11 protein-coding genes and 1 pseudogene are annotated in these 13,665 nt (G+C 67.0%); 7 read left to right on the forward strand and 5 right to left on the reverse strand.

Annotated elements, in window-relative coordinates; translation table 11 throughout:
• Positions 1-174 precede the first annotated feature (174 nt).
• The gene (locus tag LNW73_RS30385) at positions 175-336 is read left to right on the forward strand and encodes an SAM-dependent methyltransferase (RefSeq protein WP_308407747.1); all 162 of its coding nucleotides are present in this window, start codon (positions 175-177) and stop codon (positions 334-336) included.
• Here LNW73_RS30385 and LNW73_RS30390 read toward each other — a convergent pair.
• The 3 genes from LNW73_RS30390 to LNW73_RS30400 all read right to left on the reverse strand — a co-directional run bounded on the left by LNW73_RS30390 (position 282) and on the right by LNW73_RS30400 (position 2,415).
• Positions 282-638, reverse strand: a complete 357-nt coding sequence (locus LNW73_RS30390) for a hypothetical protein (RefSeq protein ID WP_250993139.1) — start codon at positions 636-638, stop codon at positions 282-284. The two genes, LNW73_RS30385 and LNW73_RS30390, sit on opposite strands and share 55 nt — an antisense overlap.
• A 279-nt stretch (positions 639-917) precedes the next feature.
• Positions 918-1,784 carry a transporter substrate-binding domain-containing protein gene (locus LNW73_RS30395; protein ID WP_374118224.1) on the reverse strand — a complete coding sequence of 289 codons (867 nt, stop codon included), beginning with the start codon at positions 1,782-1,784 and terminating at the stop codon, positions 918-920.
• A 49-nt stretch (positions 1,785-1,833) separates the two neighbouring features.
• Positions 1,834-2,415, reverse strand: a complete 582-nt coding sequence (locus tag LNW73_RS30400; RefSeq protein ID WP_250992118.1) for a hypothetical protein — start codon at positions 2,413-2,415, stop codon at positions 1,834-1,836.
• A 1,965-nt stretch (positions 2,416-4,380) separates the two neighbouring features.
• Here LNW73_RS30400 and LNW73_RS30405 point away from each other — a divergent pair.
• Positions 4,381-5,289, forward strand: a complete 909-nt coding sequence (locus LNW73_RS30405; protein ID WP_250992119.1) for a helix-turn-helix domain-containing protein — start codon at positions 4,381-4,383, stop codon at positions 5,287-5,289.
• A 254-nt stretch (positions 5,290-5,543) separates the two neighbouring features.
• Here LNW73_RS30405 and LNW73_RS30410 read toward each other — a convergent pair whose 3' ends face one another.
• Positions 5,544-6,731: an ice-binding family protein gene (locus LNW73_RS30410; RefSeq protein ID WP_250992120.1), complete on the reverse strand. Its 1,188-nt coding sequence runs from the start codon at positions 6,729-6,731 to the stop codon at positions 5,544-5,546.
• 677 nt (positions 6,732-7,408) lie between these two features.
• Positions 7,409-7,636: pseudogene (locus LNW73_RS30415) on the reverse strand (MerR family transcriptional regulator); the annotation flags it as partial.
• A 767-nt stretch (positions 7,637-8,403) separates the two neighbouring features.
• Here LNW73_RS30415 and LNW73_RS30420 point away from each other — a divergent pair.
• The 5 genes from LNW73_RS30420 (at position 8,404) to LNW73_RS30440 (ending at position 13,644) form a co-directional block, all read left to right on the forward strand.
• A complete protein-coding gene (locus tag LNW73_RS30420; protein ID WP_250992121.1) occupies positions 8,404-8,799 on the forward strand; it encodes a hypothetical protein in 396 nt (131 codons plus the stop codon).
• Positions 8,800-9,052: 253 nt separating this feature from the next.
• A complete protein-coding gene (locus LNW73_RS30425) occupies positions 9,053-9,742 on the forward strand; it encodes a CBS domain-containing protein (protein WP_250992122.1) in 690 nt (229 codons plus the stop codon).
• Positions 9,739-12,405 carry a magnesium-translocating P-type ATPase gene (gene mgtA, locus LNW73_RS30430; protein WP_250992123.1) on the forward strand — a complete coding sequence of 889 codons (2,667 nt, stop codon included), beginning with the start codon at positions 9,739-9,741 and terminating at the stop codon, positions 12,403-12,405. Before LNW73_RS30425 ends, mgtA begins: the two co-directional genes overlap by 4 nt.
• 206 nt (positions 12,406-12,611) lie before the next feature.
• On the forward strand, positions 12,612-13,100 hold the full coding sequence (locus LNW73_RS30435) for a universal stress protein (protein WP_250992124.1): 489 nt from the start codon (positions 12,612-12,614) through the stop codon (positions 13,098-13,100).
• A 49-nt stretch (positions 13,101-13,149) separates the two neighbouring features.
• Positions 13,150-13,644 (forward strand): DUF5994 family protein, encoded by a 495-nt coding sequence (locus LNW73_RS30440; RefSeq protein WP_308407748.1) that lies wholly within the window; start codon positions 13,150-13,152, stop codon positions 13,642-13,644.
• Positions 13,645-13,665: the final 21 nt, after the last annotated feature.

The raw sequence follows: 13,665 nt of genomic DNA on the forward strand, positions 1-13,665 counted from the left end.
GTCGAAGAGTTCGCGGTCCCCAGCCGCCTTTTCCGCGCTCGGCGGACCTGTCAACCTGACCTGAGACCGTGCCTGACAGGAGCCCAGCAAGCGCCTGATTGCACGCGTGTTCCCTCGACCACCGCTACGTCGGAGCAGATTCGGCGATGTCGTGTTCGCCACGATGGGGGCCTGATGAGCTACAGCGACACACCTCTGCCTGTGACGGTCGACGTGAACGTGCCCAGCGTCGCCCGAATGTACGACTTCCTACTCGGCGGGAAGGACAGCCATCCCGTCGATCAGGACGCATGCGCAGCATTACTCGAAGAGGTGCCCAGCCCCGAGCGTGCGTGATCCCATCGGGTCAGAACATTCACCCGAACGGGGCGTTGAGAACATGGTCCGATCGGCGCGAGCGTGCTGACGCGGTTCTTGTACTCGCGACGGGCCTTGCGCCGGGCCGGAACAGCCGGGACATCCTGGCCGCCGTCGAGCGGCTGGCAGCGGCCGAGGAACTGACGGTGCACGGCGGGGACTGCGGTCACGCGCAGGGTGTAGCCCTGGCCGCGCCGAACCGTTGCCCCCTGGTCGAGCGCAGTCCGCTCGGCGGGTTCCAGATCGGCTGAGCGGACGGGGGCGGCGACCTTGACCGGCATGTCGAGGGTGACCGACAGTTCCGAGGCGGGGACCGCACGGGCTCGTGCTCCGCGGCTCCTGGCAACCTGGCGTGTGAACCATCCGTTCGAGGAGGGCGTGACAAAGCACCCCTTCACCACGGGAGTAAGAGAAGAGCTGCTATGCACCGGACGCACGGATGGGCCGACAACTTCCGTCATTCTTGAGCGTGGCGGGTTCGGATAGGGCCTCAGCCGGTGCGTCCCGTTGTTCCCGTGCGTGACGGAAACCGCTGATGAGGCTCTGTGGACGCCGACCGGTCAGAGCTTGCAGGAGAGCCGCTGCATGTCCTGTGCGGTGGGTTTGAAGATGGATTGGTAGTCCCCGGTGGAGGTGTCGGCTCCGGAGTACTTCTGTGCGGCTACGGGGAAGTTGTTCTTGAAGTCTTGGGCCCACTGGTTGTCGAGGAAGGCGCTCACTAATTCATCGAGCTTGGCGCAGTCGGCGTGGTGGCCCCCAAGGATGCCGATGCCCGTGTACTGGAGTTCGCCGAAGACGCCGGGGAGTACCACCTGGTACTTCGTGGGGTTGGAGTTCACGTAGCCGTAGAGGATGAGCGCGTCGCTGAAGACGGCGTCGGTGTCGGAGCGGTCCAGGAGGTTGAGGCAGTCCTGTGTGGTCTGCACCTGGGTGGCCATGTTCGCGCCGGGGATCTTCGTTCTGGAGCCGGTCGATCCCTCGACGGTGCAGACACTCTTGTCCTTCAGGGCGGCCTTGTGCGTGAACCGCTTGTCGTCCGCACGAACCAGGAGTGCTTGCGGGGAGACCATATAGGGGCCGGCGAAGTCGATGCCCTTCTGATTCCGCTCCGGGGTGATCGAGTACGTGGCGATGACGAGTTTGAGGCTGCCGTCCAGCAGTCCGCTCTCGCGGCTCGCGTAGTCGATGATCGTCGATACCGTCTTGGCATTCTGCGCGGCGCCGATGTTCTTCATGACGTCGATGTCGAAGCCGGACTGGTTGATGGTGCCGGTATCGAAGCCGGGTGCGTCGTTCACGGTGCCGACGACGATAGGGCTGGTGAGTACGGAATCGCCGCCTGAAGAGCCCGGCCCGGAACAGTTGACCACCAACGCGAGAGTGAGCAGGCCGGCAAGTGTGATCGCGGTGTGGCGCGCCTGGCGCACGATGGTTCTCCCGCCATTGGTGGTTGTACGGAGGGGTGATGGGGGAGTGCTAGTTGGAGAGCGTGACCTTGGACAGGCTCAGGTCGACCGCGCAGTTGGGATCCCGGGGGTTTTCCACGCGCACGGTGAGAGTGATCTGCCGCTGGTTGGGGAGCAGCCGAATCCTGGCCGGTTCGCCCGGGACCGTGGTGATGGGAGTGGCGGGGCCGGCCGCCGAGGCATTGAGCAAGGACAGTCCGGTCTCTGGACTGCAGTTGCCCTGCGCGCCGTCGGTATCGACGGCCTCGATGGTGACGGCGATGGTCTGCCGGGACACCGTGACGGGACTGTGGAACGTGGCGGAGCCGCCGGGCAGCACTCCTCTGTTGCCCGTGAGGCTTGCCTCGGCCGTCACGTTCTTGTCCGTGTTCGCCTGGTGATACGCCCACAGTGGCCACATCGCGGAGGTCAGCAGGTCCAGGCACAGGATCGCGACGACCGACCAGGTGACCGCCTGCTGCGGAACTGACGGCATTCGCAGCGGTGCGAACAGGCCGAGGACCGCGACGACGACCGCCACCAGGCCGCCGAAGCCGGCGACGACGCGCGACAGTCCGTCGGTAGTGATCGCCAGGGTGACCAGCAGAGCCACTGTCCAGATCGCAGCTACCACGCAGGCTGGTAGGAACCAACCAGGAGGTGCCGGTACGGGAGGAGGTGGGGCCGGGTCGGGATCGGCGGGGTCCGGGGGCGTTGCCCCGTCGTCCGGATCATCGCCTGGTAAGGGTGGTTCGGCCATGGCAGTGCATCCCCCGAAGTTCCGGCCGACGGTATGTCAGCTGCAGCGGAACCCAACCCTTGCATGCCGCACGGCCGCCCCGCAGGGAATACGCATGTTGGCCCGCGGCTCCCCTGGGTCCGTCCGGTTGTGGTTCGCCGGTCTGTCGTGGATCGATGTGGTACGACTGCGCAGCCCTGTCTGCAGCCCGAGGCGGATGCCCCTGAGTGCAGAGTCTCCGCACGTCCTGAATGGCACCCGCACCAGCTGATTCGCGCTCGGTGTCAGTCTGGCTTCGCCAACGGAGGTAGTGCCGCGCAACCGGCATGACGCCAAGAAGAAAAGAGCAAATTCCCGCACTGGCGTTCGTGTCGAATCGATGACGCGCCGGAAAGAAGATATTTACTTCGGTACAGGGTAGGACGTAACCATGATCACCGAGATAGGCTGCTGCTTCACTCTTTGTATGAGTGAACTATTGGGGGGATCATGGAGGTTGCTGTTCAGGCTGCGTATATTACGGGCTCCGGCTTTGTGCTGGCAGCGGTCGTTTCGGCGAGTGCGGCGATCTATCAAGCGAGACGAAACAGTGTGACGGGCACAAATACTCCCATCGGCTCTGCTGTGAGACCGGGCTCCAGCGGGGACCCGTCGAGATAGGATTCGAGTCCTCAAAAACTATGGATGTTAACATCTGGATTGCTCTTCCTTTCCATTGCTCCGTTGCTGGTACTGCTGCTCTCCGATGGGTCGGAGAGCCAAAATAGTGGTGCGCCATCGGGGGTCAATTCGACCAGTGCGCCTTCCGTGAAGCCCCCGCCGGGCAGCCTGGTCCCAGCGACCGGCGCGTCCTCCCTCGATGGGCCGCAGGGAGGTTCCGCCCCGCCAACTGGGGCCCCTTGCTCGGCAAAGGTGAGAATCGTCTCGCCAGTCAGCGGGAGCTTGGTCGATGGTGCGAGCGGCGTACGAATCGAGGGCGACGCCTGCGGCCTGAGCAATGAGTCGGCATGGCTCTTTGATTACGACTACGGAAGCAAGTCGTACTACGAGGACTACGGAGACAGCCCAGGGCCCATTGTATCCAGAAATGGAAAGTGGACCTTTACCAATAGCCCGATCGGGAATAAGGGCGATGATCGAGTCAAGTACACGCTCACACTTGTTCTCGCTTCTCCGGATTGCAACGGAAAACTACGTGCAATCAAACCGGACGGCACCGAATACTCCATTTCGGAAATGCCTCCCGGTTGTGTAATAGCCCAAGGAGTCGATGTCTATGTAACTTATTGAATTCGGGCGTTCGAATTTAGATATTGAGGTGTCCGAGTCTCGCTGGGGCGATGCCGAGCACCCGGTGGACCGTGGTCTTCACTGATGGGTGTGGGTCACTCCATTTCCGACGCCATGCTCGGCATCGCCCTGGTGCACAACCTCACCTCGCTGCATAGTCGAGCCCCCGCCCCGCCCACGCTTCACGACGCCCGAGACAGCGCGGAGATCAACTACGGGACGGCCTTCAGTCGACGTCGCCCGCCCGCTGTTCGGCCAGTGGGTGAGTCGTCGTGCCCGTTGGGTGTGCCCTTTGCGGTGAAGGATCGTCGGCGACCTCGACACCTCCGTGGATACCGGCATGCGCTCCTGCAGCGCTGGGGACGAGAACCCGTACCGCCTGGCTCGGGGGCACGGGCGCACTGTCAACCACCCATTAGAAGGAGACACGCCGGAAGATGATCGTTCCTGCAGCCCTGACCACCTAATCTGCAGGCGGATCGCTGAGCGGTCGTCGGTACGGCCGCCCAGCGGCTGTTCCCAGTTTTCTGTAGCGGAGGTAGTTGTCCTGTGTCGCCCCACGTCAATCCCACTGTCGGAAGACGCCGACTGGGATCGGAGTTTCGCGCGCTTCGACAGAGCAGGGGTTTGACAGCCCAGCAAGTGGCAAAGCAGTTGCTGGTCTCGCAGGCAAAGATCAGCCTTCTGGAGAACGGTCGCCGCAAGGTCAACTCACGCGATGTCCGCGATCTCTGCGAGGTGTACGAAGTTCAGGATCCACAGGTTGTCGATGCCCTGATGCGAATGGCCGAGGAATCGGGTCAATCCGGGTGGTGGAAGGAGTACGGCGATATCCCGCACAGCGTCTACATCGACCTCGAAACCGATGCTGCGGCCATCCGCTGCTACGAATCCATGGTGATCCCCGAACTGCTGCAAACTCCGGCCTACGCCCGAGCAGTTATTGCAGGAACGATCCCGCACGCTACGGCAGAGCAGATCGGCACGTGGGTTCACGTACGGTTGCGCCGTCAATGGCGGGTCGACGACCTGGACCACGCACTGCACTTGTGGATCGTGCTGGACGAGTCGGCCTTGCGTCGCGTCGTAGGTGGTGGCGAGGTCATGCGGGAGCAGCTGGAGCGGCTGCTGGACCTCGGCGGCCGACCGCACGTCACCGTGCAGGTCATCCCGCACCACGCGGGAGCGCATCCTGGCATGGCCGGACGGTTCTCGATCGTCGAGTTCGCCGACGTCTCGGACCGGAACGTTGTGTACCTGGAAGGGTTGACCAGCGATCTCTATCTGGAGAAACCCCCCGACGTGCAGCGCTACGGCGTCATCTACGAGAGTTTGCAGGCCAGGGCGCTGGACCCGGTCGCTTCCGGGCAGCTCGTCACTGATGTCATCAAGTCGTATATCGGGGCGGAGTTCCAAGACTCCACACGGCCCGATGCGTCGCCATCGCCCGGAGGCTGACCGGCGAAGAAGCTGATGGGTAGGGTGCCGCCGCCACGGCGGACGAAGGCACCTGCTCGCGCCGGCGGCGCGCGGCGGAGTCGATGACGATCCGCCGCGCGCCGCTCGTAGCCGTCGCCTGTGCGGGCGACGGCTACGAGCGCTCAACGCGCTGCCAGGTGCAGGTTCAGCTGCGGCCTCGCCCATCCGCACGGTGAGTGGGCATCACATGCCCTGTCCCGGCGTTGGTGCTACGCGCAGTCGCTGTCGTGATCTCAGTGATCGGCGCCGTAGGCACCGTGGATGTCGTGCGGCTGGCCCTGGTCATCGTGGCCCTGAGGCTGGTCACCGTAGCCGTGGTTGCCGGTTTCTCCGCCGTTCTCACCGCCGGGGTAACCACCGGTTTCTCCGCCGTTGTCACCGCCGGGATAGCCACCGGTTTCTCCGCCGTTGTCGCCGCCCGGGTAGCCACCAGTGGTACCCGCGGTGGGGCTGCCGGTGGTGCCTGCCGAGGCACTGCCCGTGGTTCCGGCGATGAGACCGCCAGGGGTGCCGCCGATGACTCCACCGGTCAGGACGCCGCCGAGCAGACCGCCGTTGGTGCCACCCGTTGTCACCCCGGCGATCAGGCCGCCCGAGGTGGTTCCGCCGGTTGCGGTGCCACCGGTACTCGTGCCGGCGATCAGGCCGGTACCACCGGTGATCACGCCACCCGCGGTGCCGGCCGCACACGTGGCCCGGGTGATCTTGTTGGTGTCCAGGGTCACCGAGCCGTTGCGCGCCAGCGCCCGGCCGTCGATGCTCGCACCCGTGGTGGCATTGATCGAGGTCAGCGCCATGATGGTGCCCACGAAGGTGGAGTTGGTGCCGAGAATGGCAGTACTTCCGACCTGCCAGAACACATTGCACGGTGCGGCACCGTTGACGAGGAGCACGCGGCTGGCGGACGCCGTCGTCAGACCGGAGCCGACCTGGAAGACCCAGACGGCGTTCGGGTCGCCCTGGGCGTCCAGGGTCAGAGTGCCGGTGAGACCGAGCGTGGAGGAGGCGGTGTAGACGCCCGGAACCAGCGTCAGGCCGCCCGCGTCCGGGGGAAGGGCGCCGTTCGTGGCCTGGCCGGCAGCGTTGTTGTAGGCCGCGACCAGGTCGCTCTTGGCTTGCAGCGCCACCGCGTCATGGGAGTGCTGAACTCCGTTCACCAGGCCGGGCGGGAAACCGGTGATCGACGTACCCGGATCCACTCCGAGGTCTCCGGTGATCACTGAAGGACCGGTGTTGGTGACCGACTCACCGGACAACACCGCGAAACTGGCCGCCGTCGCCAGCGGTACGGGGGTGGCGATGGCCTGGGCCGGGCTCGACGTCATGGCGACCATCAGAGCGGCCATGACCGCCGCGACCAGTGCCGCGATCCAGGCCGAAAGGGTGCGTGCATGGGGGACTACAGGGGCATTCAGGGTCATCGAGGGGCCAACTCCTGTGTGGGGGCAGTGGCGCAATCGGTGCTTCTTTGCCGAACAGAGGCGCCGACTTCTGTCACCGGCATATTACGGAGTCACGTAATCCGGAATGCGGCGCATTCGGGTGATCGGGGAACGTCACCCATTTGCGACCGTGCTGCGATAACCATACGAACTTGTTCGGCGGACGTGTCCGTTAAGCAACGGATCTCTAACGCCGTGTCATATGTGGGGTGTTGGATTTCCCCCGCGGGCTGAGGGAGATTGCGGAGCTCTGTTTCCGTTCCGCACTGACCTGGCCTTCCGCGGATTTCTGCGGCTCTCTGCGGGCTTGCGGCAGACCTCTGCCGCTACCAACGACCCCTCCGCCTCGCCGCATACGAAACGGTCTTGATCTTCAGCGGCACGAACTCGCGTCCGTCATCGCTCGGCCCGGTCCGCTCCATGATCTGAGCAGGACGAGAACCCCCGCGCCGATGACGTCGGACTCGGCCACGGCCACGGGGAGCCTGCGGAGCAGGTTCGCCTCGGGGTGACCGCTCAGGTGAGTCAACGGCGCCGCGACCCTGCCGGGACCGGGTTGCCGACGGTCATGGCCGTGCCGGCTGCCCGATGCGGTTGTTCGTTGTGCAGCTGTTCCGATGCGGGGGCGATCGGGGCGGGCTCGGCCGGCACCCTGGTCAGTTGGGTGCGTTGTTGCGGAGTTTCTTGTTGAGTTGGAGGGCTACTTCGAGTTGGTCTTCGAGGGCGACGATGCGGCAGGCGGTTTCGATGGCGGTGCCCTGGTCGACGAGTTCGCGGGCGCGGGCGGCGATGCGCAGTTGGTAGCGGGAGTAGCGGCGGTGGCCGCCCTCTGACCGCAGGGGGGTGATCAGGCGGGCTTCGCCGATCGCGTGGAGGGGCCCCGGCAGCCGTACCTGGCTTCCGGGGCCCCATGGGGCGGATCAAACACCATCTACTTCTACTACCGGCTTGTGCGTGCCGGTCCTGCCGTAACCGCAGCGCCGCGTCGGGGGAACACGGAATGCGGGGATCTTGAATGCTTGACCGGGGACCGCCTTCCAATCCGGGGCCTTGCGAGTGCCCGCACACACCTGCCGTGCGGGCGATCCTGATGGTGTCGCTCCGAACCTTTCCTGCTCGTACCTGAACGATGAAAGCTACTGACCTGCTGGTACTTCAGATACTGCGGTCCTGCGATCACAACTGCCGGTGGCCTTCACCGCACCACCGTCCGGCAGCCAGCCCCGTCGCCTGTTCCGCAACTGCTCTGGCTCAGAACCCCACTGCCGAACCTCCTGGCACGCGCGCCCGCAGCCGGCGCCTTCACCAAGAGACCACTCATCCGCTGCTGTACTGCTGGTACCGCTGTCAGAACTGCACTTGCTCTCCTGCGCGGCAGCCCCTGTGCGGGCCGCCCGGCCCGGCAACCAACCCCACGGCCCACTCACCAACCGGCCGTCGGATTCCATCACCGTGCCGCACACTCTGCGCGGCAGTTCGTGTCTGCCGCGCCCTGCTTCCCTCTTGGCTACGACAGGAACACTACCCACACCCGCAGGCGAATGTCTACTGCCCTCAGGATAGATTTCCGTGCCAGTGGGGGACAGGCATACTGCTCCCGTCCAGCACGACCAGAGAGTGCGCCCGAGCCCGGAAGGGGCAGGAGAACGGCATGCGAAGCGAACGCTCCCCGGTCCCGGAGACCGACATCTGCGACCTGTGCGCCCGACGGCTCACCCAGGGGTGCCAACTGGGCGTCGTCCCGGACTCCTCCGCGATCCACGCCCGCAGCCCGGCGCGCGACGGCCGGCGGCTGGTCGTCGCCTGCTCCCTCGAGCACTTGGCCGTCCTGCAGCAGGAGTACCGGACGCGCCCGTACGTGCCCGAGGAACTGTGGGCCGGGCAGATCGACCGCGCGCAGGCGCTTCAACCCAAGGCGCTCAGCAGGGATGCGCTGTCGGCGGCAACGGGCCTCAGCCACCTGGAAATCCAGCGGGCCCTGGCCTGGAAGAGACACCGCGACAGGCGACTGTACGAGCAGGACCCGCAAACACCCGAAGTCGGTTGAAGGAGCCGACCGTCCTTCTGTTCCCTTGCCGGTGCTGCCGGTGCTGCCGGTCCCGCCAGTGCGTGGCGGACGGCGCGGCGGCTTGTGGAGTGGGGGTGAACATCCTGCCGTCCGTCGATGGGGTCGGTCGGACCTCCGGAGGGTCCTGGTAGGCCCTGCTGTGCCCACTCCGGCTGCCTCAATGTGGAAGCAGGGACCGGTTCCCGCCGGGTCGTGTCGCCCCCTGATCCATCTGCCGAGAAGACGTGAGACCGTGCAGCACCGCACCGTACGAGATGTCATGACCCACCAGGTTGTGAGCGCCGACGCAGACTGCTCCTTCAAGGAGCTTGTTGTCCTGCTGGCTCGGAACGACATCAGCGCCGTGCCGGTGGTCGATGGCCAGGGCAGGCCGGTCGGTGTCGTCTCCGAGGGGGATCTGCTGCGGAATCAGGCCTCCCGGCCGGACCCGTTGGGGCACGGGCAGCTCGCCGACCCCTCGGACCCGACAGGTGTCCAGCCCGAGACCGCCGTCGGCCTGATGACCGGCCCTGCGCTCACCGCCCGGCCGGAATGGTCGGTCGTCGAGGCCGCCCGCGCGATGGAGCGTGACGCAGTGAAGCGCCTCGTGGTCGTCGACGAGATCGGGCGGCTGGCGGGCATCGTGAGCCGGAGCGACCTGCTGCGTGTCTTCCTGCGCACCGACCGCTTCATCCGGGAAGAGATCGTCAACGACGTCCTCGGCCGGACACTGCGGATCGCCGAGGGCGCGGTCCACGTCCAGGTGCGGGAGGGCGTCGTCACCCTCCGCGGAACGCTCGGCCTGCGCAGCCTGGGTCTGCTCGTGGTCCGGCTGTCGCAGGGCGTCGACGGGGTGGTGAACGTCCACGATCTGATGGTCTTCGACGTCGACGACGCCCCGGCCCTCCCGGAACCGTCGGCCGCGCTGCCGGCGACCCCGTGACCGTTCTCGCACCCGCAGCGCAGGCCACCGGTTCCGGAATCACCACGGCGGCCGGCCGGCCCGTCGACGACGCCCTCCGGGCGGCGGGTACGACACGGGACGGTCTGTCAGCGCGCGAGGCCGCCGAGCGGCTGCGCACCTGGGGGCCGAACGCGGTCACCTCCCACCGGGCCAGGCTGCCGGCGGTGCTGTGGCGTCAACTGCGCTCTCCCTTGCTGGGGTTGCTGCTCGCGGCGGCGACGGCCTCGTACTTCGTCGGGCAACGCGGTGACGCCGTGATCATCGGCGCCATCGTCGCCCTGTCGGTGGGGCTCGGGTTCGTGAACGAGTACCGCGCGGAGAAGGCCGCCGAGGCGCTCCACGGCCAGATCCACCACGAAGCGGTGGCTGTTCGGGACGGCGGGCTCTGCAAGGTCGACGTCACCGAGTTGGTTCCGGGCGATGTCGTCGAGCTGAAACTCGGGGAGATCGTTCCGGCTGACATCCGGCTTCTCGACGTTGTGGGTCTGGAGTGTGACGAGTCGGTCCTGACGGGGGAGTCGCTGCCGCTGCCCAAGGGCACGTCCGCGGTGCCGTCCGGTACCCCGCTGGCCGAGTTGTCGGGCTGCGCCCTGATGGGCACCGTCGTGCATGCCGGCAGCGGCCGGGGAGTGGTGGTGACCACCGGCGCCGCGACGGAGTTCGGGAAGATCGCGGCGGGCCTGGGCACGCACCAGTTGGAGACCGAGTTCCAAGTCGGACTGCGCCGGTTCTCGATGCTGCTGGTCTACGTCGCGGGTGCGCTGACCACGTCGATCTTCGCCGTCAACGTCCTGCTGCACAAACCTCTGTTGGAAGCGCTGCTGTTCTCGCTGGCGATCGCCGTCGGGATCACGCCGCAGCTGTTGCCGGCCGTGGTGTCGACGAGTCTGGCCGCCGGGTCCCGGCGGATGAGCCGGCGGAAGGTGCTGGTCAAGCGGCTGGTGTGCATCGAGGACCTCGGGGACGTCGATGTGCTGTTCACCGACAAGACGGGCACGCTGACCGCCGGCCGTATCGACTTCATGCGGGCGCTGCCCGCCGACGGCTCCACCGCGGACGAGCTGCTGCGCTGGGGTCTGCTGTGCACGGAGAGCGGCGGCGCGGACGGTCCGGCGGTGGGAGGCAATGCGCTGGACGCGGCCCTGTGGGAGTCTGCCGCGTCGCAGCGCCTGCGCGGGACCCTGGCGGGCAGTACTCGGCTCGGGTTGCTGCCGTTCGACCATGACCGGCGCATGGTCTCCGCCGTGGTGCGTGACAGCGCGGGTGTGACGACGCTGGTCACCAAGGGCGCTCCGGAGAGCGTGCTGGAGCGCTGCGTCGAGGTACCCGACGCGGCCCGCGAAGCGCTGGCCGCCGAGTTCGCCGCAGGGAACCGCGTGGTCGCCGTGGCCACCCGTACCCCGGTGGGCGGGGAACGGCCCACCGCCGCGGATGAACGAGGCCTGCGTCTCGCCGGCCTGTTGGTCTTCCTCGACCCGCCCAAACCCGACGCGGCCGCGGCGCTGCTGAGGCTGGCCGGTCTCGGGATCACGGTCAAAGTCGTCACAGGGGACAACCCCGCGGTCGCGGTCAAGGTCTGTGACGACCTCGGACTGCCTGCCGGACGGGCACTGACCGGGGTGGATCTCGACGCGCTGGACGACGCCGAACTCGCCGCGGCGATCGTACGCACCACCGTCTTCGCCCGGGTCAGCCCCGAGCACAAGGCACGTATCGTCCGGATCCAGCGGACGACCGGCGGCGATGTCGCGTTCCTGGGCGACGGCGTCAACGACGCGCTGGCTCTGCACGCCGCCGACGTGGGCATCTCCGTCGAGTCCGGCACCGACGTGGCGAAGGACGCCGCGGACGTGATCCTGCTGGAGAAAGATCTGGACGTGCTCGCGGACGGCGTGGTGGAGGGGCGGCGGATCTTCGCCAACACCATCAAGTACGTCCTCATGGGCACGTCCAGCAACTTCGGCAACATGTTCAGCGCGGCCGGTGCGTCGTTGTTCCTGGGCTTCCTGCCGATGCTGCCGTCCCAGATCCTGCTCAACAACCTGCTCTACGACACCAGCCAGCTGGCGATCCCCACCGACCATGTCGACGAGGAGCAGCTGCGCAGGCCCTCGCACTGGGACATCGGGTTCATCCGCCGCTTCATGGTCTGCTTCGGTCCGATCAGCTCGGTGTTCGACTTCGCCACGTTCGGCGTCATGCTGTGGGTCTTCCACTCAGGACCGGTCCAGTTCCGCACCGGCTGGTTCGTGGAGTCCCTGGCCACCCAGGCGTTGGTGATCTTCGCGATCCGCACCCGCCGCAGCCCGTTCTGGCGCAGCCGACCCAGCCTGCCGCTGACACTGGCCGCCTTCGGGGTGGTCGCGGTGGGAGCGGTACTGCCGGCGACACCCCTGGCCCACACACTCGGCTTCGCGCCGCTCCCGCTGGGCTTCTTCGCCGCGCTGGTAGCCATGGTGGTCTGCTATCTGGGTCTCATCGAGATCGGGAAACGGCTCTTCTACCGGCAACAGTCCGCCGCTCCGACCGCTCCGGCCGATCCGATCCGCAGGCGGGACCCCTGGCGGCATCTGCGGCGTCGTGGAGCCGGCTTCAGCGTCCCCGGCCGGTTGGGCCACCACAACCCTGTACGAGCCGACTGAACGGGGACGGCCGGACCCATGCGGCGAGCCCTCGCCGGCCGTGTAGGCCGCAGGCAGGGCCGTTCGGCCCCCGGAGGGACCCGCAAGGCCCCTCCGCTTCCGTTCCTCCGCCTGTGAGGCTGGAAGCGAGCGGGATACCGCACACCACTCCACGACTTCGCGCGGTACACCATCGACCGCGGTCCCACCAATCTCCGGAGGGCCCCATGTCCGACACGAGCGCGAACACTTCTGACCGCCCCATCGTGGTGGGCACGGACGGCTCACCGACCGCCCGCCACGCCGTGCTTCTCGCACTGCGCGAGGCACAGCTGCGCGGTACCGGGCTGCGGGCCGTCTGCGCCTACGACTACGGGCCCGACCGTTACGCCGGCTACGCATGGCTGACCGCGTCGGACGACGCCGGCCTGCACGTACAACTGCGCGACATCGCTGAGCAGGCCGTGACCGACACGGTCGCCGAACTCCAGAAGGAGCTCGGCGGCACACCGGTGGAGGTGGAGGTCGTGGTCGAACCGGGTCGCCCGTCGCAGGTGCTGCTGGAGGCCAGCGCGGACGCCTGCCTGCTGGTGGTCGGCTCCCGGGGTGCCAGCTCCTGGGGACGTCTCAGGCTCGGTTCGACCAGCACCGAGGTCGTGCACCACGCCCACCTTCCGGTACTGGTCGTCCCGGGCGACGTGCCCGACGCCGCATAAATCCGTTCACCACGACGCCGGGTCGCTGACCCGGGGACAGGTTCGGATCATGACCACCAACGCTCTGTTGCAAGATCCGCACCCGGACCTGACCGCCCTCCCCGCGGTCCGGATGCTGCTGAAACCGAAGTGCGCTGACCGGGGGATGGTGGACGGGGCCTGGTGGCCGCGCTCGCGTGACCTGGCCCGTGAACTGCCCTCCCTGGTCGCGGTCCTGGACGAGTGCTGGGGCCGGATCACCCGGGTCGCGGTGAACGTGCGCAGGTGGCCGGAGATCCCGGAGAAGGTGCCCGCAGGGATCCACACCGTGAGCGTCGGATGGTTCGACGCCGAGCAGGACCCGGACGATCTGCTGCTGCTCTCCTACACGGTCGGGCGCTGGGACCTGCTGGTCGTGCCGCCGGAGTGCGACCCGGATCGGGCAGCCCGGCTGATGTCCGCCGCGGCCGATGTGCTCACCAGGCAGAGCGCCCGTGAGCTGATGACCGACGCCGGTCCTGCCCGCCACACCGCCGCGCACGCTGCCCCGTGGGATGTCATCTGAGGGAGACTCGTACGACGACGG

It is taken from the genome of Streptomyces sp. RKAG337, from assembly GCF_023701715.1.
In the GTDB taxonomy this organism is placed as follows: domain Bacteria; phylum Actinomycetota; class Actinomycetes; order Streptomycetales; family Streptomycetaceae; genus Actinacidiphila.